The organism is Streptomyces sp. NPDC001135 (genome assembly GCF_053598395.1).
The window spans coordinates 1-21,670 of record NZ_JBSFKD010000012.1; the positions used below are offsets into that span (position 1 = coordinate 1).

Annotated in this window: 25 protein-coding genes and 3 tRNA genes; 22 read left to right on the plus strand and 6 right to left on the minus strand. The window is 70.7% G+C overall.

Annotation, left to right across the window (positions count from 1 at the left end; translation table 11 throughout):
• Positions 1-319 precede the first annotated feature (319 nt).
• Positions 320-760: a hypothetical protein gene (locus tag ACWC94_RS16670; protein WP_450797279.1), complete on the plus strand. Its 441-nt coding sequence runs from the start codon at positions 320-322 to the stop codon at positions 758-760.
• A gap of 197 nt (positions 761-957) precedes the next feature.
• Here ACWC94_RS16670 and ACWC94_RS16675 read toward each other — a convergent pair whose 3' ends face one another.
• Positions 958-1,206: a hypothetical protein gene (locus ACWC94_RS16675; RefSeq protein WP_450797280.1), complete on the minus strand. Its 249-nt coding sequence runs from the start codon at positions 1,204-1,206 to the stop codon at positions 958-960.
• 104 nt (positions 1,207-1,310) lie between these two features.
• On the opposite strand from ACWC94_RS16675, the gene ACWC94_RS16680 reads away from it, so the two are divergent.
• The 3 genes from ACWC94_RS16680 to ACWC94_RS16690 are packed head-to-tail and all read left to right on the plus strand — an operon-like array spanning position 1,311 to position 2,187.
• Positions 1,311-1,664, plus strand: a complete 354-nt coding sequence (locus tag ACWC94_RS16680; protein ID WP_450797281.1) for a DUF6233 domain-containing protein — start codon at positions 1,311-1,313, stop codon at positions 1,662-1,664.
• A gap of 44 nt (positions 1,665-1,708) precedes the next feature.
• The gene (locus ACWC94_RS16685) at positions 1,709-1,933 is read left to right on the plus strand and encodes a hypothetical protein (protein ID WP_031167006.1); all 225 of its coding nucleotides are present in this window, start codon (positions 1,709-1,711) and stop codon (positions 1,931-1,933) included.
• Positions 1,934-1,974: 41 nt separating this feature from the next.
• Positions 1,975-2,187, plus strand: coding sequence for a hypothetical protein (locus tag ACWC94_RS16690; RefSeq protein WP_450797282.1), 213 nt, complete (start codon positions 1,975-1,977; stop codon positions 2,185-2,187).
• A 100-nt stretch (positions 2,188-2,287) separates the two neighbouring features.
• Here the strand turns inward: ACWC94_RS16690 and ACWC94_RS16695 are convergent, their stop codons facing one another.
• Both ACWC94_RS16695 and ACWC94_RS16700 read right to left on the minus strand, forming a co-directional pair.
• The gene (locus ACWC94_RS16695; RefSeq protein ID WP_450797283.1) at positions 2,288-2,944 is read right to left on the minus strand and encodes an SDR family oxidoreductase; all 657 of its coding nucleotides are present in this window, start codon (positions 2,942-2,944) and stop codon (positions 2,288-2,290) included.
• Positions 2,945-3,321: 377 nt separating this feature from the next.
• Entirely contained in the window at positions 3,322-4,587 is a 1,266-nt protein-coding gene (locus ACWC94_RS16700) for an amidohydrolase family protein (protein ID WP_450797284.1), read from the minus strand.
• 319 nt (positions 4,588-4,906) lie between these two features.
• Between ACWC94_RS16700 and ACWC94_RS16705 the strand changes: the two genes are divergently transcribed.
• From ACWC94_RS16705 to ACWC94_RS16745, 9 genes are all read left to right on the plus strand, one after another.
• Positions 4,907-4,979: transfer RNA gene (locus ACWC94_RS16705), tRNA-Thr, on the plus strand.
• A gap of 46 nt (positions 4,980-5,025) precedes the next feature.
• Positions 5,026-5,098 (plus strand) — tRNA-Met (locus ACWC94_RS16710).
• Positions 5,099-5,188: 90 nt separating this feature from the next.
• Positions 5,189-5,353: a 50S ribosomal protein L33 gene (gene rpmG, locus ACWC94_RS16715; RefSeq protein ID WP_003948671.1), complete on the plus strand. Its 165-nt coding sequence runs from the start codon at positions 5,189-5,191 to the stop codon at positions 5,351-5,353.
• Positions 5,354-5,630: 277 nt separating this feature from the next.
• Positions 5,631-6,083 (plus strand): FAS1-like dehydratase domain-containing protein, encoded by a 453-nt coding sequence (locus tag ACWC94_RS16720; RefSeq protein WP_450797285.1) that lies wholly within the window; start codon positions 5,631-5,633, stop codon positions 6,081-6,083.
• Positions 6,084-6,090: 7 nt separating this feature from the next.
• Positions 6,091-6,519 (plus strand): MaoC family dehydratase, encoded by a 429-nt coding sequence (locus ACWC94_RS16725; RefSeq protein ID WP_450797286.1) that lies wholly within the window; start codon positions 6,091-6,093, stop codon positions 6,517-6,519.
• 140 nt (positions 6,520-6,659) lie between these two features.
• Positions 6,660-7,229: a TetR/AcrR family transcriptional regulator gene (locus tag ACWC94_RS16730; RefSeq protein WP_450797287.1), complete on the plus strand. Its 570-nt coding sequence runs from the start codon at positions 6,660-6,662 to the stop codon at positions 7,227-7,229.
• Positions 7,230-7,313: 84 nt separating this feature from the next.
• Entirely contained in the window at positions 7,314-8,825 is a 1,512-nt protein-coding gene (locus ACWC94_RS16735; protein WP_450797288.1) for a DHA2 family efflux MFS transporter permease subunit, read from the plus strand.
• 567 nt (positions 8,826-9,392) lie between these two features.
• Complete coding sequence (locus ACWC94_RS16740) at positions 9,393-9,782, plus strand: DUF3291 domain-containing protein (RefSeq protein ID WP_450797289.1); 390 nt, start codon at positions 9,393-9,395, stop codon at positions 9,780-9,782.
• 153 nt (positions 9,783-9,935) lie between these two features.
• Positions 9,936-10,991, plus strand: a complete 1,056-nt coding sequence (locus tag ACWC94_RS16745; protein WP_450797290.1) for a UDP-N-acetylmuramate dehydrogenase — start codon at positions 9,936-9,938, stop codon at positions 10,989-10,991.
• Positions 10,992-10,997: 6 nt separating this feature from the next.
• Here ACWC94_RS16745 and ACWC94_RS16750 read toward each other — a convergent pair whose 3' ends face one another.
• Entirely contained in the window at positions 10,998-11,630 is a 633-nt protein-coding gene (locus ACWC94_RS16750) for an NAD(P)-dependent oxidoreductase (protein WP_450797291.1), read from the minus strand.
• 104 nt (positions 11,631-11,734) lie between these two features.
• Here ACWC94_RS16750 and ACWC94_RS16755 point away from each other — a divergent pair, with 104 nt between their 5' ends.
• A complete protein-coding gene (locus tag ACWC94_RS16755; protein WP_450797292.1) occupies positions 11,735-12,346 on the plus strand; it encodes a TetR/AcrR family transcriptional regulator in 612 nt (203 codons plus the stop codon).
• Positions 12,347-12,464: 118 nt separating this feature from the next.
• On the opposite strand, the gene ACWC94_RS16760 is transcribed toward ACWC94_RS16755, so the two are convergent.
• Complete coding sequence (locus ACWC94_RS16760; protein ID WP_450797293.1) at positions 12,465-13,502, minus strand: adenosine deaminase; 1,038 nt, start codon at positions 13,500-13,502, stop codon at positions 12,465-12,467.
• 134 nt (positions 13,503-13,636) lie between these two features.
• Entirely contained in the window at positions 13,637-14,863 is a 1,227-nt protein-coding gene (locus ACWC94_RS16765; protein WP_450797294.1) for a pyridoxal phosphate-dependent aminotransferase, read from the minus strand.
• Between the two features lie 501 nt (positions 14,864-15,364).
• Here ACWC94_RS16765 and ACWC94_RS16770 point away from each other — a divergent pair.
• From ACWC94_RS16770 to rplL, 8 genes are all read left to right on the plus strand, one after another.
• Positions 15,365-15,437: transfer RNA gene (locus ACWC94_RS16770), tRNA-Trp, on the plus strand.
• Positions 15,438-15,544: 107 nt separating this feature from the next.
• Positions 15,545-15,832, plus strand: a complete 288-nt coding sequence (gene secE / locus ACWC94_RS16775) for a preprotein translocase subunit SecE (protein ID WP_360093898.1) — start codon at positions 15,545-15,547, stop codon at positions 15,830-15,832.
• Positions 15,833-15,912: 80 nt separating this feature from the next.
• Positions 15,913-16,767, plus strand: coding sequence for a transcription termination/antitermination protein NusG (gene nusG, locus ACWC94_RS16780; protein ID WP_450797295.1), 855 nt, complete (start codon positions 15,913-15,915; stop codon positions 16,765-16,767).
• 170 nt (positions 16,768-16,937) lie between these two features.
• The gene (gene rplK / locus ACWC94_RS16785; protein WP_030345386.1) at positions 16,938-17,372 is read left to right on the plus strand and encodes a 50S ribosomal protein L11; all 435 of its coding nucleotides are present in this window, start codon (positions 16,938-16,940) and stop codon (positions 17,370-17,372) included.
• A gap of 99 nt (positions 17,373-17,471) precedes the next feature.
• Complete coding sequence (gene rplA, locus ACWC94_RS16790; RefSeq protein ID WP_023547414.1) at positions 17,472-18,197, plus strand: 50S ribosomal protein L1; 726 nt, start codon at positions 17,472-17,474, stop codon at positions 18,195-18,197.
• A 178-nt stretch (positions 18,198-18,375) separates the two neighbouring features.
• Positions 18,376-19,311, plus strand: coding sequence for a hypothetical protein (locus ACWC94_RS16795; RefSeq protein WP_450797296.1), 936 nt, complete (start codon positions 18,376-18,378; stop codon positions 19,309-19,311).
• Between the two features lie 906 nt (positions 19,312-20,217).
• On the plus strand, positions 20,218-20,748 hold the full coding sequence (gene rplJ, locus ACWC94_RS16800) for a 50S ribosomal protein L10 (protein WP_069779227.1): 531 nt from the start codon (positions 20,218-20,220) through the stop codon (positions 20,746-20,748).
• Between the two features lie 111 nt (positions 20,749-20,859).
• Positions 20,860-21,243, plus strand: a complete 384-nt coding sequence (gene rplL, locus ACWC94_RS16805) for a 50S ribosomal protein L7/L12 (RefSeq protein ID WP_388619578.1) — start codon at positions 20,860-20,862, stop codon at positions 21,241-21,243.
• The last annotated feature ends 427 nt before the right edge of the window (positions 21,244-21,670 follow it).

Below are 21,670 nucleotides of genomic sequence, written 5' to 3' on the forward strand. Positions count from 1 at the left end.
TGAAGGCGCCCTCGTTTGGGCTGCAGCGGCTGGCATACCAGTCACAGCGCAGCAGTCCGGGATCGAAGAGCTACTGTGCGCGCGGGACACCTTTGTGGAGGACCTCTTCAGCGTGCTGCTGGACCAGTTGGGCTTTCCCCAGGCCGCCCAGCCCTCACCAGAGCCATAAGAAACGGCGTCTAAGGCTCGTCCGCCTGGTCCTGCGCCTGGTCCTGTGCCCGCCGTCCGATCCAGTCGCCCCGAAGCCGGTGATCTTGCGAAGCCGCAGGGGCTCCGCTAGATTCCGCCGTCCGAACAAGTGCTCTAAACAAGGGGGAACATGTCCATCGCACGCCGCTGTGCTGTCATGGTGGGTACCGCCGCGCTGGCCATTGGCACTCTGACGACCGGGGTGAACACCGCTTCGGCGGCCGACCAATGGACGTACAAGCTCGTGGAAGACCCGGGCAAGAGCTTCGGCGTCGCCGTCTACAACAACGGTAAGTACGCTGGCATGGCCTACTGGCATGCCGACGCGACCGCCGGCGGCCCCGGTGACGCCGTCAGCGCCTCCGACGCCCTCGCCGACGGCTACGGCATCACGGCGTACGCGTACACCCCCTGGGGCACCCGTTCTGCCACCACCGCCGGGCACAGCGCGCCGTACACCAGCCCCTACACGACGGGGAACCTGCCCGAGGGGACGTACATCAACCTCCAGGCCTGTGTGGTCAAGGGCGGGATAGTCGACTGCTCGATGGAGTACCAGGGCCAGGCCTAGACCCTTGATTCCCCCAGGCGTCCCCCGATAACTCCCGAATCAAGGAAACATGCAGGTCGGAGGGTGCGAACTGAGCCCGCTGTAAAACTGCCGGCTCAGCCTTCCCAGGTTCGAATCCTGGCGCCGCCACACGGGAACGAGAGCCCCGTGATCTGCGAGAGCAGATCACGGGGCTCTCGTCGTTCGCCCCTTCGCGGCTAGTTGACGTTCCTCTTCAGGTTTTCGATCACGAAGCCGCTGTACTGGTTGTCGTAGATCGTGTCGGGGCGGAGGAGGGACTCGACGAGGGTCAGGGGTACCGGGCCGGGGAGGACGGAGACCGGGACGTACCTGGCGCTGACCGGGTCGAGTGCGTCGGAGCCGGCGGCCGCGTGTGCGGGCGCGGCGGCCATCAGCAGGGCGCCGCTCGCGGCGGTCGCGGCGAGGATGCGGGGGGTGGTCTTCATGACCTGTGCAACGACCGAATCGTACGGCCGTCACCTGCGGCATCCACGGGAATGGGTCGCGCCCGCTGGTCGCGATTCCCGGACTCTTCACTAGAATCGAACGTGTGAACGATGACCGTCCGCTGACGCGTCTCGACATGCTGCGTTTCGCCCGCCGCGTCGTCGAACACCAGGCCGCGAGGCAGCTTGCCCTGATGGACCGGTGGATCGCGGACGAAGAACGCCGGGAGGCCGAACGGCAGCGCCGCCTCACGACCCGGCAGGCCGCGCCGGAGTGGCTGGTCGAGCGCGGTCTGAACGGCCACAGGGCGGTGTACGTCCATGTCGGCGGCTGTCCGGGCGCCGGCGGGCGTGCCAAGGGAGTCGGCCGGGACCAGGCGGTACGTGCGCTCGCCGAAGGAGGTGTCCCCGCGTGCCCGCTGTGCCGCCCTGACACCGCGCTGGGGATTCTGGAATGACCGGTCCGGGTGCGGGCCCGGGCGGTGCGGACGATGCTGGAGCCATGGCCGGGAAGCGACCCATCATCGTGCACCTGCCGTCCCCGACCGGCGGTCGCCGGGTCCGGGTGGACGGCGAGATCCTCGGCCTGGCGCACAGCGTGCGCGACCTGGTGGAGTTCCTGCGCCGGGCGGGGCTGGAGATCGAGCCGGAGCAGGTGGCCGACTCGCCGCTGATCGACTGGCGCGGGGTGGGACCCGACCGCTGGGAAGCCGAGACCCGCACCTGACGCCGGTGTCGCCTCCGCGTTCCTGTGGGCACACTGACGGCATGTCCTCCCCGCGCAGAACCTGTCCCGTGTGCCGCCGCGACATCGCCGTCGTCGCCGGCCGCTTCGCGCGGCACGACCCGCCCGGGTCGCGGCAGGGCGGGGCACTGGTCTCCTGCGCCGGGTCACGGCGGCAGGCGCAACCAGGGCCTCTCCAGCCGACGTTGGACGGGTACGCCGTACCGGACTTTCCCGGGCAGCTGCCTCTCTTCTGAGTGCGGACGGGGACGGGCCCCGGACTCTGACGGGGTGACAGGGAGTGGTGGTCCAGGGCTTGGTGGCGGACGGCAACCGGTCACCGGCCCCTGGCCGGCCTCAGTTCCCGGCCACCGACTTCACCGCGACCGACACCGGCGTCGAGCCGCTGATCAGCTCCAGCGTCAGACCGGTTGTCGCCGGGGTGTCCACCAACTCCGCGAGAACGGCCGCCACGTCGTCCCGCGGGATCGCGCCGCGCCCGGTGTGCGCCTCCAGCCGGACCAGACCGGTGCCCGCGTCGTCCGTCAGCGAGCCGGGGCGCAGGATCGTCCAGTCCAGGGCCTCCTGGCGGGTGACGTACGCGTCCGCCTCGCCCTTGGCGCGCAGGTACGCGTCGAAGACGTCGTCGCCCCGGTGCCCGGGATCGGCGCCCATCGAGGACACCACCAGGAAGCGGCGCACGCCCGCCCGGACGGCCGCGTCCGCGAACAGCACCGCCGCGCCCCTGTCCACCGTCTGCTTGCGTTCCGCGCCGCTGCCCGGGCCCGCGCCCGCCGCGAAGACCGCCGCGTCGGCGCCCTGCAGGTGCGCCGCGACCCCCTCGACCGAGGCGGACTCCAGGTCGAGCAGGACCGGTTCGGCACCGGCCGCCCGCAGATCGTCGCCCTGCTCGGCCTTGCGGATGATCCCCGCGACGTCGTCCCCGCGCGCGGAGAGCAGGCGCTCCAACCGCAGCGCAATCTGACCATGACCACCAGCGATGACAATGCGCATGAATCCGACCGTACGCCGGAGGGAGCGCATCTGCCGCACGAGTCGACCGGCGTGGCCGGAGCGCGCCGGGCTCACGCGTACCGGCCCGCGTCCAGCGCGCACGGGCACGCACTCGGCGTGTGCTCAGGATCGCGCGCTCGGCGTGTGCCCGCGGCTATGCGCCCGGCGTGCGGACGCACGCGTGCGCCCGGCACGACAGTTGAGTCATGCGCCCCGCGTGACAGCCACAGTCACGCGCCCGGCGCACACCGGCTGATCGCACTGTCGGCGTGCGGCGATCCACCGCGCGCCCGGCGTGCACGCGCCGAACACACGCTGGCGCCAGGTCCCCACCGCCCCCGGCGTGCGCCCTCCGACCCGCGCGCCCCTGACCGGCCTCACGACAGTTCGCCCCGCCCCTGCCGCGGGAGCCCGAGTTCCGCCGCGGCCGCCGAGTTGCAGTACTCGCGTACCGCGCTCGTGCGCGCCACCACCCGGCCCCGGTGCACCACGATCCGGCTGTAGGCCAGGGACAGGGCGCCGGCCAGGCGGTCGCCGCGCACGGCCAGGAGCTCGGCGGGGAAACCGGCTTCCACGCGCACCTCCGGCAGTCCCAGCACGGCGCGCGCCGAGGCGCTCACGGCGTCGTAGGCGTCTTGTGAGCGCAGGTTGTGGGCGGAGGCGAGAAGGTAGGCCGCCTCCAGGGGGTCACCGCGGCCGACGGGGTTGGACAGGTCGCGCAGGGCGCCGCTGCCGGCGGCCACCCGTACCCCGGCCGTGCGCAGCAGGCGTACCGGAGCGACGCCCCGGCGGTCGGCGCCGCAGCAACCGCCCTGAGGCAGGCACACGACCGTCACCCCGGCCGCCGCGAGTTGATCGGCGGCACGTGACGCGGCCTCGGCGGGCAGGCGCGTGAGGCCGGCGCACGGCCCGATCGTCACGCCGGGGCGCAAACCTCCCGCCATGGCCGCGAGCCGGGACAGCCGGGCCGGGTCGGAGGCGTCCGTGTGCAGGTCCACCGGGCAGCCGTGCTCGGAGGCCACCTCGAGGACCGTCTCCACGTAGCCCGTGGGATCGGGGTCCAGATCCGGACAGCCGCCCACCACGGAGGCGCCCATCTTGACCGCGTCGCGCAGCATCGCCAGCCCGTCGGCCCCGGCCACCCCGGTCAGCAGCCGTGGCATCGCCACCGCCGTCAGCTCCGCGAGCCCGTGCAGCGAGCGCCGCGCCTGCAGGACGGCACCCAGTGCGCCGAGGCCCTGGACGTCGCCCACGCGTACGTGCGCGCGTGCCGCCGTCGCCCCGTGCCCGAGCTGCAGCAGAGCCGCCTCCGTCGCCCGGCGCTGGACCTCCTCGGGGGCGTACGACACCGGCCCGGGGCGCTCGGCCGACAGCGCGGTGTCGCTGTGCGCGTGCGGTTCGGCCGGGGCCGGGAGGAGCAGGTATCCGTTCAGGTCCACGCGTGTGGCGCCCGTCCGGGCCGGACCCGGCGCCAGACTGCCGGCCGTGCCCACCGCCTCGATGCGTCCGCCGCCGAGCCGCACGTCCACGGTCCGGCCGTCGGTGAGCCGTGCCCCGCACAGCAGCAGGGCGGCCGTGTCGGACTGGCCGGAGGCTCCCGAGGAGTTCGACGGTGGGTGGGGCTGCGGCTGGCTGTCGGGCATCGCGCTCCAGGATCGGGGCCGGGGGATCGGGCGGGCCGCGTGAGCATGCGGGGCTCGCGCACCCCAAGATCACGCAGAGTGAGACGAGCCTAGGGTGGTGAGCCGCTCGGGACGCGCAGGAGCGCAATAGTCGTACCGGTGTGGTCCGCCCCCTGGCGGTACCCGTTCGCCCGCTCGCGTGGCCCCGGCCCGCTCCCCTCAGAGGCCCCCGTCCACGCGGCTCAGGAGGCCGCTGCGAGGGCGGGGATGCGGGTGGTCATGGGCGGCCGGATACGGATTTGGGTGAACGGCGGCGGACCGTGTAATGTCTTCATCGCTCGCCCCAATAGCTCAGTCGGCAGAGCGTCTCCATGGTAAGGAGAAGGTCAACGGTTCGATTCCGTTTTGGGGCTCTGGTGTGAGAGGTTCCCGTCGAAAGGCGGGATCCGATCGCATCACAGCGGTGTAGCTCAGTCGGTAGAGCAAGCGGCTCATAATCGCTGTGTCACCGGTTCAAGTCCGGTCACCGCTACTGACAGTAGCCGATTGCGGGGTCGGTCCTTCGATCGGCTACTCTTTCTTGCGTTGAACTAGTCCATCCGTTCGTCTTAGGAGCACTCACGTGGCTGCCACCGACGTCCGCCCGAAGATCACGCTGGCCTGCGTGGAGTGCAAGGAGCGGAACTACATCACCAAGAAGAACCGGCGTAACAACCCGGACCGTCTTGAGATGAAGAAGCACTGCCCGCGTTGCAACGCGCACACCGCGCACCGCGAGACGCGATAAACAGGCTCGTACACGAGGCCGTCCCCTTCCGAGGGGGCGGCCTCGCGTCGTTTCAGGGCTCACCGATCAAGGGCTCACCGGTCAACGACTCACAAGTCAGGGGTCGACCGGTCAGGGGCTGACGGCCGAGGGCTCACCGGGCCGCCGGCGCCCAGTGGCTCACCGGCAGGGTGCCAAGCTTTGCGTCCAGCTGAGCGCCCGCCCGTCCCCGCGCATTCCCCGGCTGGTTTCCGGCTAATTTGGGGCCATCACAGCAGACATCAGGAGGTGCCGGGCCATGGCGCTCGACCAGTCCTTCGTAGGACGGACCTACCCGCCCACCGCGCCCTACGAGGTGGGCCGGGAGAAGATCCGCGAGTTCGCCGAGGCGGTGGGCGAGACCAACCCGGTGTACACGGACCCCGAGGCCGCGAAGGCCTACGGACACCCCGATGTGATCGCCCCGCCGACATTCGTGTTCTCCATCACTTTCCGGGCCGCGGGACAGGTCGTCGAGGACCCGCAGCTCGGCCTCGACTACAGCCGCGTGGTGCACGGCGACCAGAAGTTCGCCTACCGCCGCCCGGTCCGCGCCGGCGACCGGCTCTCGGTCACCTCCACCATCGAGGGGATCAAGTCCCTCGCGGGCAACGACATCCTGGACATCCGCGGTGAGGTGCACGACGAGGCGGGCGAGCACGTCGTGACCGCCTGGACCAAGCTGGTGGCCCGCGCGGCCGAGGAGGCGTGAGGACCTGATGACGGCGAAGATCACGTACGAGGACGTCGAGGTCGGCACCGAGCTGCCGGCGCAGACCTTCCCCGTGACCCGTGCCACGCTCGTGCGCTACGCGGGCGCCTCCGGCGACTTCAATCCGATCCACTGGAACGAGAAGTTCGCCAAGGAGGTCGGCCTGCCGGACGTCATCGCGCACGGCATGTTCACGATGGCCGAGGCGATCCGCGTGGTCACCGACTGGACCGGGGACCCCGGCGCGGTCGTGGAGTACGGCGTCCGCTTCACCAAGCCCGTCGTCGTGCCGAACGACGACCAGGGCGCCGTGATCGAGGTCAGCGGCAAGGTCGCGGCCAAGCTGGACGACAACACCGTGCGCGTCGACCTGACGGCGACCAGCGGCGGCCAGAAGGTGCTGGGCATGTCCCGGGCGGTCGTACGTCTGGCCTGACGGTTCCGGCCGGAAGCGGTGGCTGCAGCAGTAGAGGTGTAAGGGGCGTCCTCCCGGGCGGGGCGCCCCTTACGCACGTCCGGACGCACATCCTGAGCGGACGGCTTGCCAAGTTAGTGATTGAGCACTAACTTAGCTGCATGCCCAGGATGAGTGCTCAGGAGCGACGCGAGAGCGTCATTCGCGCGGCGATCGCGGAGTTCGCGCGGAAGGGCTACTACGGCACGTCCACGGAGGCGATCGCGACCCGCGTCGGTGTCTCCCAGCCGTACCTCTTCCGGCTCTTCGCGGGGAAGAAGGCGATCTTCGCCGCCGCGTCGCTCCGGTGCGTGGACGACACCTGCCGGGTCTTCGAGGAGGCGGCCAAGGGGCTGGAGGGGGAAGAGGCCCTGCATGCCATGGCGAACGCCTATGTGCGGCTGATCACGGAACAGCCCGAAAAGCTCCAGATGCAGATGCAGACGTACATCACCGTCGCGGCGGCCGAGGCGGAGGGTGACCGCGAGTTCGGTGAGACCGTACGGGCGGGCTGGATGAAGCTGTGGGACACCGTTCATCGGCCGCTGGGGGCGGACGACGGCGAGACCACGTCCTTCCTGGCGTACGGAATGCTCATCAACACCCTCGCGGCCATGGGGTTTCCGCCCGAGCACCGCGTCTGGCAGGGGATGTATCCGTCGGCACGGATCACGGGCCGGCTGGAGAAGTAGCGGAACGAGACGGGCGTCCTGCCTTTTTCGCGCCCGCGAAAGTTAGTCATCAATAACTAACTGGATCGCTCTCTAGGGGGAGAGATGTCACAGCAGACCGCACCGAGCGCACCGCGCGGACGCGCCGCGTGGGCCCTCGGCATCACCAGCGTCGCCGGATTCATGGCGGCCCTCGACAACCTCGTCGTCACCACCGCCCTGCCCTCCATCCGCAGGGACCTCGGCGGCGCGCTGGGTGACCTCGAGTGGACCGTGAGCGCCTACACACTCACCTTCGCCGTGCTGCTGATGTTCGGTGCGGCGCTCGGCGACCGGTTCGGGCGCCGTCGGCTGTTCATCGCCGGACTCGCCGTGTTCACCGGCGCCTCCGCCGCCGCGGCCATGGCACCGGGCATCGGCTCCCTGATCGCCGCCCGCGCGGTCCAGGGGGTCGGCGCGGCCGTGATGATGCCGCTGACGCTGACCCTGCTGACAGCGGCCGTACCCGCCGCCAAGCGCGGAATGATGTACGGCATCTGGGGTGCCGTCAACGGGCTCGCCGTCGCCTCCGGACCGCTGATCGGCGGCAGCCTCACCGAGCATGTCTCCTGGCACTGGATCTTCTGGCTGAACGTCCCGCTCGGCCTGATCGCGCTGCCGCTCGCCCGTCTGCGTCTGGCCGAGTCCTACGGCGCCGGCGCCCGGCTCGACGTCCCCGGCACCCTGCTCGCCAGCGGCGGCCTCTTCGGGATCGTGTACGGCCTGGTCCGCGGGCCCTCCGACGGCTGGACCGACAGCCTGGTACTGACCGCGCTGTTCGCGGGCGGGGCGCTGCTGGCCGGGTTCATCCTCTACAGCTCGCGTGCGGCCAGCCCCATGCTGCCGATGAGGCTGTTCCGGTCCCGTGCCTTCGCCGGCATCAATGCGGCCAGCCTGCTGATGTTCCTGGGCATGTTCGGCTCGATCTTCCTGCTCAGCCAGTACATGCAGGGCGTGCTCGGCTACTCGCCCACCGAGGCGGGCCTGAGGATGCTGCCGTGGACCGGCATGCCGATGCTCGTCGCGCCCGTCGCCGGCATCCTCTCGGACCGCGTCGGCGGCCGCCCGGTCGTCGCCGCGGGGCTGTTCCTGCAGGCCGTCGGTCTCGGCTGCATGGCCGCCGTGGCCACCGCGGGCGCCTCCTACGCCGCCCAGCTGCCCGCCCTGATCATCAGCGGCGTCGGCATGGCCCTGTACTTCGCGCCGGCCGCCAACCTGGTGATGTCCAGCGTCCGCCCGCAGGAGCAGGGCATCGCCTCCGGCGCGAACAACGCGCTGCGCGAGGTCGGCGGTGCGCTCGGCATCGCGGTGATGTCGTCGATCTTCTCCGCGCAGGGCGGCTACGAGAGCGCGCAGAGCTTCGTGGACGGCCTGCGGCCCGCCCTGGTGACCGGCTCGGCGGTGGTCGCCCTCGCCGCCGTCGCGGCCCTGGTGATCCCGTCCCGCAGGAGCGCCGCGCGGCTCGCCGCTGCGGACGGCCAGACGCCCGCGACGGCCCTGAAGGCCGGCGTCCTGGAGACGGCCGACCCGAAGCCCGGGGCCCCGGAGACCAGTGGACTGGAGACCGCCGCCCGCTGAAGCCCGGCGCTCTCCTCTGATGTCCGGCGCCCCCGGGGCCGCCGTCCGCTGTAGCCCGGCCGGAGACCGGGGTGCTGGGAGCCGCCGACCTGAAGTCCGGCGCTCAGGGAGCCGCCGTCCGCCGGAGTCGGGCCGGGGTCCGATGCCCTGGGGACTCCGGCCTGAAGTCCGACGCCCGGGGACCGCCGTCCGCCTGAGTCCGGTGTCCTGGCGGTCGCAGGCCGGGGTCCGGCCTCCCGCCAAGTACTCGCCCCGGGCGACCGGCGCCCCGGGGCCGCCGCCCGCTGAAGCCCGGCGCTCTTCGCTGATGCCCGACGCCCCCGGCACCGCCGTCCGCTGTAGCCCGCGGCACGAGAGCCGGTGTCCTGGGGCCGCTGGCCCGGAGTCCGGCGCCTTGGCAGGCCTCGCCCGGAGACCGGTGCCCCAGGAGGACGCCGTCCGCTGCTGCCAGACCCGGCGACCGCCGTCCGCTGAAGTCCGCGCCGGCGACCATCGCCCGCCGAAGCCTGCCCCGGCTGTCGGCGTCCATCGAAGCCCGACCCGGAATCCCGTCGCACGGAGGTCGCGATGCCCGCTCTTCCCGCTCTTCCCTGGATCGTGCCGAACACTCCGCCCCGGGACGCCCAGGTGCACGTCTTCGCATCGCGCTTCGAGACCCGCTCCCTGTGGGGCGCCCTCCGCTTCCTCGCCCGCACCCCGGGCGTGTGGTGGCAGATCGGCCGGGCGCCCGGCGGCTACGGGGCCTCCCTCAAGGCACAGCCCCTGCGGCGGACGTTCTGGACCCTGTCCGCCTGGGAGTCCGCCGACGCACTGAAGGCCTTCGCCCACTCCGGCGCCCACCGGCCCGCCTCGCGCGGCCTGGCCTCCGAGATGCGCGGCGTCGCGTTCGCCACCTGGCAGGCCTCCAGCGACCAACTGCCCCTGAGCTGGGAGGAGGCGGAACGGCGGCTCGCGTAGACCGCCGCCCGGACAGTACGTCGCGTACGCGCGCGTGGGCTTCGAAAAGGAGACCACGCGCGCGTACCCGTGCGTCCGATCCCGCCCGTGGCGTGACGGGGTGGCCGACCGCGCCCGTCCATCCAGGCGGAGCCGTCTCGTAGTCTTGGGCCCGTGCAGGTACTCCACGACGCCCCTCTTGCCCCGCTGACCACCTTCCGGCTGGGCGGTCCCGCGACGCGGCTGGTCACCGCGGTGACCGACGCCGAGGTGATCGCCGCCGTCCGTGAGGCCGACGACAGCGGGACGCCGCTGCTGGTCATCGGCGGCGGTTCGAACCTGGTCATCGGCGACAAGGGCTTCGACGGCACCGCCCTGCGCATCGCCACGCGCGGTGTCGAACTGCGCGGTACGACCCTGGAGCTGGCGGCCGGCGAGGTGTGGACGGACGCCGTCGCCCGCACGGTCGAGGCCGGGCTCGCCGGTATCGAGTGCCTGGCCGGCATCCCCGGATCCGCGGGCGCCACGCCGATCCAGAACGTGGGCGCCTACGGGCAGGAGGTCTCCTCCACCATCACCGAGGTCATCGCCTACGACCGGCGCGCGGGCGAGACCGTCACGCTGACGAACGAGGAGTGCGCCTTCTCGTACCGCCACAGCCGTTTCAAGGCCGACCCCGAGCGCTATGTGGTGCTGCGCGTCCGCTTCGAGCTGGAGGACGCGGACGGGCTGTCCGCGCCCGTGAAGTACGCCGAGGCGGCGCGCGCGCTCGGCGTCGAGCCCGGCGACCGGGTGCCGCTGGCCGACGCCCGCGAGACCGTGCTGAAGCTGCGTGCCGGGAAAGGCATGGTCCTCGACCCCCAGGACCACGACACCTGGTCCGCCGGGTCCTTCTTCACCAACCCGATCCTCACCGGCGAACAGTTCGCCGTGTTCCACGCGCGCGTGCGCGAACGGCTCGGGGACGGGGTCGAGCCGCCCGCCTACCCGGCGGGGGAGGGCCGTACGAAGACCTCCGCGGCCTGGCTGATCGACAAGGCGGGCTTCACCAAGGGCTACGGCACCGGCCCGGCCCGCATCTCCACCAAGCACACCCTGGCCCTCACCAACCGGGGCGAGGCCACCACCGAGGACCTGCTGGCGCTGGCCCGTGAGGTGGTCGCAGGCGTCCGTGAGGCCTTCGGGGTCACGCTCGTCAACGAACCGGTGACCGTCGGCGTCAGCCTGTAGAGGCGCTCAGTACGCCACCCCCACCCCCTGCTTCACCGTCCCCGCGTCGTCGATCATCGCCAGCATCGCGTGCGCGACGTCCGCGCGTGCGATGAAGCGGCCCTTGCGCGGGAAGCCGCCGACGACGGTGCGGTAGCGACCGGTGAGCGGCTTGTCCTGCAGGCGCGGCGGTCGTACGGACGTCCAGTCCGTGCCGCTGCGGGCCAGTTCGTCCTCCATCTCGCGCAGGTCGGTGTAGACGTCCTTGAGGACGGCCGACACCAGGCCGCGCAGGGCACGGTCCAGGGCGCCGTCGTCCTCGGGAGCCGGGCCGACGGGGCCGGCGCTGACCACGAGCAGCCGTCGTACGTCCTGCGCCTCCATGGCGCGCAGCACCGTACGGGTCAGGCGGGTGGCGACCCCGGCGTCCTTGCGGCTGCGCGCGCCCAGGCCGGAGAGGACCGCGTCACGGCCGCTGACGGCGGCACGCAGTACCCCGGGGTCGGTCAGATCGGCGCGGAAGACCTCCAGTGCGCCCCCCTTGACGTCCAGCCGGGCCGGATCGCGGACCACGGCGGTCACCCGGTGGCCGGCGCCGAGCGCCTGGCGCACGATCTCCCGGCCGATGCCGCCGGTGGCGCCGAAAACGGTGAGGTTCATGAAGTGCTCCCGTACTCGGGATGGGTGGGTGAGTGTTCACTTACTACTGCTCGCCTCTAGAGTGAGTAAGCACTCGCCCACTCGTCAAGCCCGATTGGACCCCCATGGAGCAGAAGCCGGCGCGTGTCCGCGTCCTCGACGCCGCCCACGAGCTCATGCTCACCGTCGGACTCTCCCGCGCCACCACCAAGGAGATCGCCCGCGCGGCCGGCTGCTCCGAAGCGGCCCTCTACAAGTACTTCGACAGCAAGGAAGAGCTGTTCGTGCGCGTGCTCACCGAGCGGCTCCCCCGGCTCACCCCGCTGCTGGACAGCCTCGCCGCCGAACCGGGACAGGGCACCCTGGAAGGCAACCTCACCGAGATCGCCCGCCAAGCCGCCCTCTTCTACGAGCAGAGCTTCCCGATCGCCGCCTCCCTGTACGCCGAGACCCAGCTCAAGGAGCGCCACTACGACGCGCTGCGCAAGCTCGGCTCCGGCCCGCACAAGCCCATCCAGGACCTGGACGCCTACCTCCGTGCCGAACAGGCCGCCGGTCGCGTCCGCGCCGACGCCGACACCTTCGCCGCCGCCTCGCTGCTGCTGGGCGCGTGTGCGCAGCGCGCGTTCGCCTACGACGCGACGGAGACGGGGGAGCGGCCGCCGGTCGACGACTTCGCCGCACGGATCGCGAAGACGCTGCTGGGCGGAATCTCCGCCGCACCGGCCTCCGCCTGAGGTTCACGCCGGGCCCGGGGCATCGCGCCGGCCGGCTCCGGCAGCCCTGCGCCGCACATCACCGCGCGGCCCCGGGCCGTACGGCGGCGGAAACGTGTCGTCAGGGGCGGCTTCGCCCTCAGGGAGTGCGCGCCAGCCAGTCGTCGATGCCGGCCAGCAGCCGCGCCCTGACGTCCTCGGGGGCGGCCGAGCCCCGTACCGACTGGCGCGCCAGTTCCGCGATCTCGGCGTCCGAGAAGCCGTGGGCGTGGCGGGCGATCTCGTACTGGGCGGCCAGCCGGGAGCCGAACAGCAGCGGGTCGTCGGCACCGAGCGCCATCGGGACGCCGGCCTCGAAGAACATCCTCAGCGGCACGTCCGCGGGCTTCTCGTACACGCCGAGCGCCACGTTCGAGGCCGGGCAGACCTCGCAGGTCACCTGACGGTCGGCCAGCCGCTTCAGCAGCCGCGGGTCCTCCGCCGCGCGCACCCCGTGCCCGATCCGCGAGGCGTGCAGGTCGTCCAGGCAGTCGCGCACCGAGGCCGGGCCGGTCAGCTCGCCGCCGTGCGGGGCCGACAGCAGCCCGCCCTCGCGCGCGATGTGGAAGGCCCGGTCGAAGTCCCGGGCCATGCCCCGCCGCTCGTCGTTGGAGAGCCCGAAACCGACCACGCCCCGCTCCGCGTACCGCACCGCGAGGCGGGCCAGCGTACGGGCGTCCAGCGGGTGCTTCATGCGGTTCGCGGCCACCAGGACCCGCATCCCGAGCCCGGTCTCCCGGGACGCCGTGTCCACCGCGTCCAGGATGATCTCCAGCGCCGGGATCAGCCCGCCCAGCCGGGGCGCGTACGACGTCGGGTCCACCTGGATCTCCAGCCAGCCCGAGCCGTCCCTCAGGTCCTCCTCCGCCGCCTCGCGGACCAGGCGCTGGATGTCCTCCGGTTCGCGCAGGCAGGAGCGCGCCGCGTCGTACAGCCGCTGGAAACGGAACCAGCCCCGCTCGTCGGTGGCCCGCAGCTTCGGCGGTTCACCGCTGGTCAGGGCTTCGGTCAGGGCCTCGGGCAGTCGTACGCCGTACTTGTCGGCCAGTTCCAGCACGGTCCCGGGCCGCATGGAACCGGTGAAGTGCAGGTGCAGATGGGCTTTCGGCAGCTCAGAGAGGTCACGTACACGCTCCATTCCCAGATCCTGCCGTACGTCCCCGCCGCCTCGGTAGCCGTTTCCCCGAACGTGGTCTTGCTCGCACATGCGAACGGGCCGTCTCCCCGCAGGGAAACGGCCCGCACACGCGCGTAGAGCGCAGAAACAGGACCTCAGTCCCGCGCCTCCGCCAGCAGCTTCTGCATCCGGCTCACGCCCTCGACGAGGTCCTCGTCGCCGAGCGCGTACGACAGGCGCAGATAGCCGGGCGTGCCGAAGGCCTCACCCGGGACGACGGCGACCTCGGCCTCCTCCAGGATCAGCGCGGCCAGCTCGACGGTGTCCTGCGGGCGCTTGCCGCGGATCTCCTTGCCGAGCAGGGCCTTCACCGACGGGTAGGCGTAGAAGGCGCCCTCCGGCTCCGGGCAGAGCACGCCGTCGATCTCGTTGAGCATCCGCACGATGGTCTTGCGGCGCCGGTCGAAGGCCTCGCGCATCGTCGCGACGGCGTCCAGGTCGCCGGAGACGGCGGCCAGGGCGGCCACCTGGGCCACGTTGGAGACGTTCGAGGTGGCGTGCGACTGCAGGTTCGTCGCGGCCTTGACCACGTCCTTCGGGCCGATGACCCAGCCCACGCGCCAGCCGGTCATGGCGTACGTCTTCGCCACACCGTTGACCACGATGCACTTGTCGCGCAGCTCGGGCAGCAGCGCGGGCAGGGACACCGCGGCGGCGCCGCCGTAGACCAGGTGCTCGTAGATCTCGTCGGTGAGCACCCACAGGCCGTGCTCGGCGGCCCAGCGGCCGATCGCCTCGGTCTCGGCCTCGGAGTACACCGCGCCGGTCGGGTTGGACGGGGAGACGAACAGGACGACCTTCGTCTTCTCCGTGCGCGCCGCCTCCAGCTGCTCGACGGAGACGCGGTAGCCGGTCGTCTCGTCGGCCACGACCTCGACCGGGACACCGCCCGCGAGGCGGATCGACTCCGGGTACGTCGTCCAGTACGGCGCCGGGACGATGACCTCGTCGCCCGGGTCGAGGATCGCGGCGAACGCCTCGTAGATGGCCTGCTTGCCGCCGTTGGTGACGAGGATCTGCGAGACGTCGGGTTCCCAGCCGGAGTCGCGCAGCGTCTTCGCGGCGATCGCGGCCTTCAGCTCGGGCAGGCCGCCGGCCGGGGTGTAGCGGTGGAACTTGGGGTTCTTGCAGGCCTCGACGGCCGCCTCGACGATGTAGTCCGGGGTCGGGAAGTCGGGCTCACCGGCGCCGAAGCCGATCACCGGACGCCCGGCGGCCTTCAGGGCCTTGGCCTTGGCGTCCACGGCGAGGGTGGCGGACTCGGAGATCGCGCCGACTCGGGCGGAGACCCGGCGCTCGGTGGGTGGGGTTGCAGCGCTCATGAGGCCATCGTTTCAGATCGGAAACCCCCGCGGCATGCCGGTTTCACTTGTAGGTTGACACAGCCGGTCCGCGAGCCCTTGAAGGCACGGACCGGCTCGTCCGGGGACACGGCGGCGGTGGGCGTCGACCGGGCCGGCGTCACCGGGATTCCCGGTGGGGGCGGCCGTCGGACCCCAGCCCGCCAGGGTGGATGCGACCCTCGACGGCGCGGCCGGCGGTGGCGCGGAGCGCGACGAAGCGTGATCGGACGAGCGCGCGGCCCGGTCGTTCACGGCTGAGAAGGCGGCAGACCGGACAGCTGGGGGGCGGGCGTGAACAAGGATCCGAATCCGGTCCCCGGCCAGGACGATCTTTGGCCAGGTGGCTCCGGACGGGCGCTTTCTGTTCGACGCCGGGCCGCGGACCACGTACACTCTCACCTCGTTGGCCTTCAACAGCCGCCGCCACAACCGGTGCACACCGCGCACCCGGCCGGATGCGGTACGTTGGGGGACACACAAAGGGTCGTAGCTCAATTGGTAGAGCACCGGTCTCCAAAACCGGCGGTTGGGGGTTCAAGTCCCTCCGGCCCTGCTACACACACCGCCAGGATGTGTGCGCATGTACGTACAGCAATGCACCGCCGTGCGGCTCAGAAACCGGGCGCGGCACGGCCACGACCCGGGACCAGGTGAGGACGAATGACGGACGCCGTGGGCTCCATCGACACGCCTGACGCCCAGGACGAGCTGCCGGAGTCCAAGAAGAAGGCCCGCAAGGGCGGCAAGCGCGCCAAGAAGGGCCCGCTGAAGCGCCTGGCCACCTTCTACCGCCAGATCATCGCGGAGCTCCGCAAGGTCGTCTGGCCGACGCGTAACCAGCTGACGTCGTACACCACCGTGGTGATCTTCTTTGTCGCCATCATGATCGCGCTGGTGACCGTGATTGACTATGGGCTCAACCACGCGGCCAAGTACGTCTTCGGCTGAGTCAAGAGCGAAGGGCGCCGTGGCACCGGCGCCCGTTTTCGCATGTTCCACCCCTATGTATCCAGGAAGAAGCAGCCATCGTGTCTGACCCGAACCTGAACGACGACGCCATCGAGTCTCGCGGGACCGCTGCCGAGGTGGTGGACGACGAGCTCGATATCGTCGAGGGCGCGGACGAGCAGGACGAGTTCGAGGCTGCCGAGGCCGAGGCGGGGGAGCCGGCCGAAGAGGCTGCCCTGAACGTCGAGGACGAAGAGGACGAGGAAGCCGGCGAGGAGGCCGCCGAAGAGGCTGCAGAGGAGGAGCCGGCCGCCCCCGTCGACCCCGTCCAGGCCCTGCGCGAGGAACTGCGCACCCTGCCCGGCGAGTGGTACGTCATCCACACCTACGCCGGTTACGAGAACCGCGTGAAGACCAACCTGGAGCAGCGCGCCGTCTCGCTGAACGTCGAGGACTACATCTTCCAGGCCGAGGTGCCGCAGGAAGAGGTCGTCCAGATCAAGAACGGCGACCGCAAGACGATCAAGCAGAACAAGCTGCCGGGTTACGTCCTGGTCCGCATGGACCTGACCAACGAGTCCTGGGGCGTCGTCCGCAACACCCCGGGCGTCACCGGCTTCGTCGGCAACGCCTACGACCCGTACCCGCTGACCCTGGACGAGATCGTCAAGATGCTCGCCCCGGAGGCCGAGGAGAAGGCGGCTCGCGAGGCCGCCGAGGCCGAGGGCAAGCCCGCTCCGCAGCGCAAGGTCGAGGTCCAGGTGCTGGACTTCGAGGTCGGCGACTCGGTCACCGTCACCGACGGTCCGTTCGCCACGCTGCAGGCGACCATCAACGAGATCAACCCCGACTCGAAGAAGGTCAAGGGCCTGGTCGAGATCTTCGGCCGCGAGACGCCGGTCGAGCTGTCCTTCGACCAGATCCAGAAGAACTAGTCCATTTCTGGACGTCGCTCTTCCGCGCAGGTCAGGCGGGCTGTCTCAGCCGGTCTGACCTGCTCGGTTTTTAGCCGCGCATCTATACCCGTTATCGTTGTGCGGTATGCCTGCGTCAGGATCGCGATCCTCGCGCGGGCATGGACCCGAATGAAAGGACCCGGAGAGCTATGCCTCCCAAGAAGAAGAAGGTCACGGGGCTCATCAAGCTCCAGATCCAGGCCGGTGCCGCCAACCCGGCTCCGCCGGTCGGCCCCGCGCTGGGTCAGCACGGTGTCAACATCATGGAGTTCTGCAAGGCCTACAACGCCGCGACCGAGTCGCAGCGCGGTTGGGTCATCCCGGTGGAGATCACGGTCTACGAGGACCGTTCCTTCACCTTCATCACCAAGACGCCGCCGGCCGCGAAGATGATCCTCAAGGCCGCGGGCATCGAGAAGGGCTCCGGCGAGCCGCACAAGACCAAGGTCGCCAAGATCACCGAGGCGCAGGTCCGCGAGATCGCCCAGACCAAGATGCCCGACCTGAACGCGAACGACCTGGACGCCGCGGCGAAGATCATCGCCGGCACCGCGCGTTCCATGGGCGTCACGGTCGAGGGCTGAACCCCACCCCAGTAGTCATGCGGCCGTAGCCGGTCGCACGTGGCAGGGCCTGCTCGGCCCAGAGACCACGACTCCTTTCAGAACACACAGGAGCAAGTTGTGAGCAAGCGCAGCAAGGCTCTCCGCGCTGCGGACGCCAAGGTCGACCGGGAGAAGCTGTACGCCCCGCTCGAGGCCGTCCGTCTCGCCAAGGAGACCTCCACGACCAAGTTCGACGGCACCGTCGAGGTCGCCTTCCGTCTGGGTGTCGACCCGCGCAAGGCCGACCAGATGGTCCGTGGCACCGTGAACCTTCCGCACGGCACCGGTAAGACCGCCCGGGTCCTGGTCTTCGCGACCGGTGACCGTGCCGAGGCCGCGCGTGCCGCGGGCGCCGACATCGTCGGCGCCGACGAGCTGATCGACGAGGTGGCGAAGGGCCGTCTGGACTTCGACGCCGTCGTCGCCACCCCGGACCTCATGGGCAAGGTCGGCCGCCTCGGCCGCGTCCTCGGCCCGCGTGGTCTGATGCCGAACCCGAAGACCGGCACCGTGACCCCGGACACCGCCAAGGCCGTGACCGAGATCAAGGGCGGCAAGATCGAGTTCCGCGTCGACAAGCACTCGAACCTGCACTTCATCATCGGCAAGGCGTCCTTCGACGACGCCAAGCTGGTGGAGAACTACGGCGCCGCGCTGGAGGAGATCCTCCGTCTGAAGCCGTCCGCCGCCAAGGGTCGCTACATCAAGAAGGCCGCCATCACCACCACGATGGGCCCCGGCATCCCGGTCGACCCGAACCGCACCCGCAACCTCCTCGTCGAGGAGGACCCGGCCGCCGTCTGAGCCCTCCGCTCAGCCCGGTAGCCGCGTCAGGTACGCGTGAGTAAGGGCGGGCCCTGCAACCTTCCAGGTGCGGGGCCCGTCCTTTCTTCGTACGAGCTTTCTTTGCTGGGCCTTTCGAACGGCTGTCAGTGGCCTGGGCTACGGTGCAGGCACTCGACTTGCATGGGGGTAGGACAAGATGAAGAGCACGACGGCGCGCCGGATGACCCTTTCCGTGGCGGTGGTGGCCGCGCTGACCGGGGTGGCCGCGTGCGGTTCCTCGGACTCCGGGAAGGGCGGCAAGGCGGCCGGCGGCGGCGCGATCCACCTCAGCCCCGTCGCCGCCGTTCTGCGCACCGCCGAGCAGTCCACCGACAAGGCGGACTCGGCCAAGGTGCACTCCACCATGTCCCTGGGCAACCTGATGTCGGCGACCGGGGACGGCGCCCTCGCCTGGGGCCACGGCATCAAGGGCGACCTCACCATGACGTACACCGGCGGGCAGCTGGCCCAGATGATGCGCAAGACCGGTACCGCGTCGATGCAGGCCCGCTATCTGCCGGACGCCTACTACGTGAAGATGAGCGAGGCGTTCGCCCGGCAGACGGGCGGCAAGCACTGGGTCAGGTACGCGTACGACGACCTCGCCAAGTTCGCCGGCGCCTCCGGTTCGTACCTGAAGGACCAGGCCCAGACGTCGTCGCCGAACCAGGCCGTGAAGATGCTGCTGGCCTCGGGTGACGTGAAGAAGGTCGGCGAGGAGACGGTCTCCGGCGTCCACACCCGGCACTACGCGGGCACGGTGAACGTCGCCGACCTCGCGGGCCGGAGCAGCAACCTCAGCGCGGACCAGCTGGCGGCCCTGAAGAAGCAGCTCGACCAGGCGGGCGTCACCACCGACACCATCGACATCTGGATCAACGACCAGAACCTGCTGGTGAAGAAGACCGAGAAGGCGGACACGGCCAAGGGCACGCTGACCAGCAGCGCGTCCTACAGCGACTACGGCGTGCCGGTCTCCGCCGAGGCGCCGTCGGCCAGCGACACCAAGGACTTCAAGGACCTGATGAAGTCCCTCGGGACCCACGGCTCGGGGACGACGTCGAGCGGTTCCGCCACCGGCACCTCCTCCTGAACCACCGGCACCCTCTCCGCCATCCAGAGGCGGACGCAGACCGCCCGGGACACGCCCGCGAACTCGCCGGCGCGCCGACCCCGCACCGGCGTCCGCGCGGCCGGCGAGGCCAGGGGGCCGGCAGCGGTGTCCGTGGCCCGCGCGGCGCGCGACTGGGCAGGCCCGGATCCGGAGCCGGATCCGGGCCGACGGCCGGGTCGCCGCCGGGCCTCCGGCGGGCCGGGCGGTGATCATCTTCCACTGAAGCCTCGTGCCGCGGTCGCCCCGGAGCCCTACGGCCGAGCCGTGGAGAGCAGCCCGTGTCGCGGAAGCCGCGGCTGCGCCGTGCAGAGCGGCCCATGGGGCAGTGTGTGTGGCCCATGCCGCAGAACTCGCGGCTCGCCCGCATGTACGGCTGCCCGTGTCGCAGCGCGTGTGGCCCGGCCGCGTGCGGCAGCCCGTGTCGCAGTACATGCGGCCCGGCCGCGTGCGGCACCCCATGGCGCAGGACTCACGGCTCGGCCCCGTGTGGCAGCCCGTGGTGCAGAACTCGCGGCTCGGCCCCGTACGGCAGCCCGTGGTGCGGAGCTGTGGCTCGGTCGGGTGCGGTGGCCGGCGCGGAGGTCCGCCGGTCGGGTCGGTTACGGGTCGATTTGCTCGACGGCGCTCCGGTCCCTTACTCTCTTGCAGAAGCCAAAGACCGCTGGTCGTTACCGTGCGCTCGAACGAGGGCGCGGTGGCCGAAGGATCCGCTGAAAAGTGGGCGACCCGCGCAGGTGACAGTGGAAGAACTCCCGGAGTGCGCGCGCCGAGCGCGTGTGCGGCCGGTCGAGTCCGCCCCGTGCGCCTGCGCCGGGGCGTTTCGTTTTCCCCAGTCCTCCTTCGGGTCCGCGCGGTCCGAATCACCCGGAAGGAGGCCGAGGCTCTATGGCGAGGCCCGACAAGGCTGCCGCGGTTGCGGAGCTGACGGACAAGTTCCGCAGCTCCAACGCCGCTGTGCTGACCGAGTACCGCGGTCTCACCGTGGCGCAGCTCAAGACGCTGCGCCGGTCGCTCGGTGAGAACGCCCAGTACGCCGTGGTGAAGAACACGCTGACCAAGATTGCGGCCAAGGAGGCCGGGATCACGCTGGAGGACCAGCTCTTCGCTGGCCCGACGGCCGTCGCCTTCGTCACCGGTGACCCGGTGGAGTCGGCGAAGGGTCTGCGTGACTTCGCCAAGGACAACCCCAATCTCGTCATCAAGGGCGGTGTTCTCGAGGGCAAGGCCCTCTCCGCCGACGAGATCAAGAAGCTTGCGGACCTCGAGTCCCGCGAGGTTCTGCTCAGCAAGCTGGCCGGTGCCTTCAAGGGCAAGCAGTCCCAGGCTGCTCAGCTCTTCCAGGCGCTGCCGTCGAAGCTCGTCCGCACCGTGGACGCGCTGCGCGCCAAGCAGGCCGAGCAGGGCGGTGCCGAGTAATTCGGCTCGCTTTCTGACCCGCACCAACGGCGCGGGTCGCAGCGGGCCGACGTACGCCCGCCTTACCCAGTACATCCGGCACCTGCCGATTTGAGTGGAAGGACCGCCATCATGGCGAAGCTCAGCCAGGAAGACCTGCTCGCCCAGTTCGAGGAGATGACCCTCATCGAGCTCTCCGAGTTCGTGAAGGCCTTCGAGGAGAAGTTCGACGTCACCGCCGCCGCTGCCGTCGCCGTCGCCGGCCCGGCCGGCCCGGCCGCCCCGGCCGAGGCCGAGGAGGAGAAGGACGAGTTCGACGTCATCCTCACCGGCGCCGGCGACAAGAAGATCCAGGTCATCAAGGTCGTGCGTGAGCTGACCTCCCTGGGTCTGAAGGAGGCCAAGGACCTCGTCGACGGCACCCCGAAGCCGGTCCTCGAGAAGGTCAACAAGGAAGCCGCCGACAAGGCCGCCGAGGCCCTCAAGGGCGCCGGCGCCTCCGTCGAGGTCAAGTAAGACCTTTCGGGTCCACCAGGACTCGAACGCGCGCTGAGCGCAGCCCCGTGGCACCCTGAAGAGTGCCCCGCAGGGCTGTAACGCGAACGCACCGAAGAGCGATCATCCATCCGGGTGGTCGCTCTTCGGCGTATCCGGAGGACCGACCACGGTTGCCTTGCACTCGCGACGGCGAGGGGTATGGTGATCTTCGTCGTGTCTCCGGCCAGTCTCGTTTGGACTGAGGGGCCTTGACGAACCGCACGCAGCGCGCAATTCTCAGGACGCGTCGTCACAAGGATCCGAATCCGAGGCATGGATCGACGGCGAAGAGGGCAGTATCAACGTGCGTTGAGGGCAGGCATGCCGAGGGCGTTGACAAGAGCGGTGAGCACAGCGAGGGTCTCGACAAACCCGCACTGGACATCAGTGTGCCAAGTGGCTACAC

Excerpts from the sequence above, each read along its gene's own strand:
- ACWC94_RS16670 (WP_450797279.1), top strand. The coding sequence starts at position 320 with ATGTCCATCGCACGCCGCTGTGCTGTCATGGTGGGTACCGCCGCGCTG.
- ACWC94_RS16675 (WP_450797280.1), bottom strand. The coding sequence starts at position 1,206 with ATGAAGACCACCCCCCGCATCCTCGCCGCGACCGCCGCGAGCGGCGCC.
- ACWC94_RS16685 (WP_031167006.1), top strand. The coding sequence starts at position 1,709 with ATGGCCGGGAAGCGACCCATCATCGTGCACCTGCCGTCCCCGACCGGC.
- ACWC94_RS16690 (WP_450797282.1), top strand. The coding sequence starts at position 1,975 with ATGTCCTCCCCGCGCAGAACCTGTCCCGTGTGCCGCCGCGACATCGCC.
- ACWC94_RS16695 (WP_450797283.1), bottom strand. The coding sequence starts at position 2,944 with ATGCGCATTGTCATCGCTGGTGGTCATGGTCAGATTGCGCTGCGGTTG.
- ACWC94_RS16700 (WP_450797284.1), bottom strand. The coding sequence starts at position 4,587 with ATGCCCGACAGCCAGCCGCAGCCCCACCCACCGTCGAACTCCTCGGGA.
- ACWC94_RS16720 (WP_450797285.1), top strand. The coding sequence starts at position 5,631 with ATGGCGCTCGACCAGTCCTTCGTAGGACGGACCTACCCGCCCACCGCG.
- ACWC94_RS16725 (WP_450797286.1), top strand. The coding sequence starts at position 6,091 with ATGACGGCGAAGATCACGTACGAGGACGTCGAGGTCGGCACCGAGCTG.
- ACWC94_RS16730 (WP_450797287.1), top strand. The coding sequence starts at position 6,660 with ATGCCCAGGATGAGTGCTCAGGAGCGACGCGAGAGCGTCATTCGCGCG.
- ACWC94_RS16735 (WP_450797288.1), top strand. The coding sequence starts at position 7,314 with ATGTCACAGCAGACCGCACCGAGCGCACCGCGCGGACGCGCCGCGTGG.
- ACWC94_RS16740 (WP_450797289.1), top strand. The coding sequence starts at position 9,393 with ATGCCCGCTCTTCCCGCTCTTCCCTGGATCGTGCCGAACACTCCGCCC.
- ACWC94_RS16750 (WP_450797291.1), bottom strand. The coding sequence starts at position 11,630 with ATGAACCTCACCGTTTTCGGCGCCACCGGCGGCATCGGCCGGGAGATC.
- ACWC94_RS16755 (WP_450797292.1), top strand. The coding sequence starts at position 11,735 with ATGGAGCAGAAGCCGGCGCGTGTCCGCGTCCTCGACGCCGCCCACGAG.
- ACWC94_RS16760 (WP_450797293.1), bottom strand. The coding sequence starts at position 13,502 with ATGGAGCGTGTACGTGACCTCTCTGAGCTGCCGAAAGCCCATCTGCAC.
- ACWC94_RS16765 (WP_450797294.1), bottom strand. The coding sequence starts at position 14,863 with ATGAGCGCTGCAACCCCACCCACCGAGCGCCGGGTCTCCGCCCGAGTC.
- secE (WP_360093898.1), top strand. The coding sequence starts at position 15,545 with ATGACGGACGCCGTGGGCTCCATCGACACGCCTGACGCCCAGGACGAG.
- rplK (WP_030345386.1), top strand. The coding sequence starts at position 16,938 with ATGCCTCCCAAGAAGAAGAAGGTCACGGGGCTCATCAAGCTCCAGATC.
- ACWC94_RS16795 (WP_450797296.1), top strand. The coding sequence starts at position 18,376 with ATGAAGAGCACGACGGCGCGCCGGATGACCCTTTCCGTGGCGGTGGTG.
- rplJ (WP_069779227.1), top strand. The coding sequence starts at position 20,218 with ATGGCGAGGCCCGACAAGGCTGCCGCGGTTGCGGAGCTGACGGACAAG.
- rplL (WP_388619578.1), top strand. The coding sequence starts at position 20,860 with ATGGCGAAGCTCAGCCAGGAAGACCTGCTCGCCCAGTTCGAGGAGATG.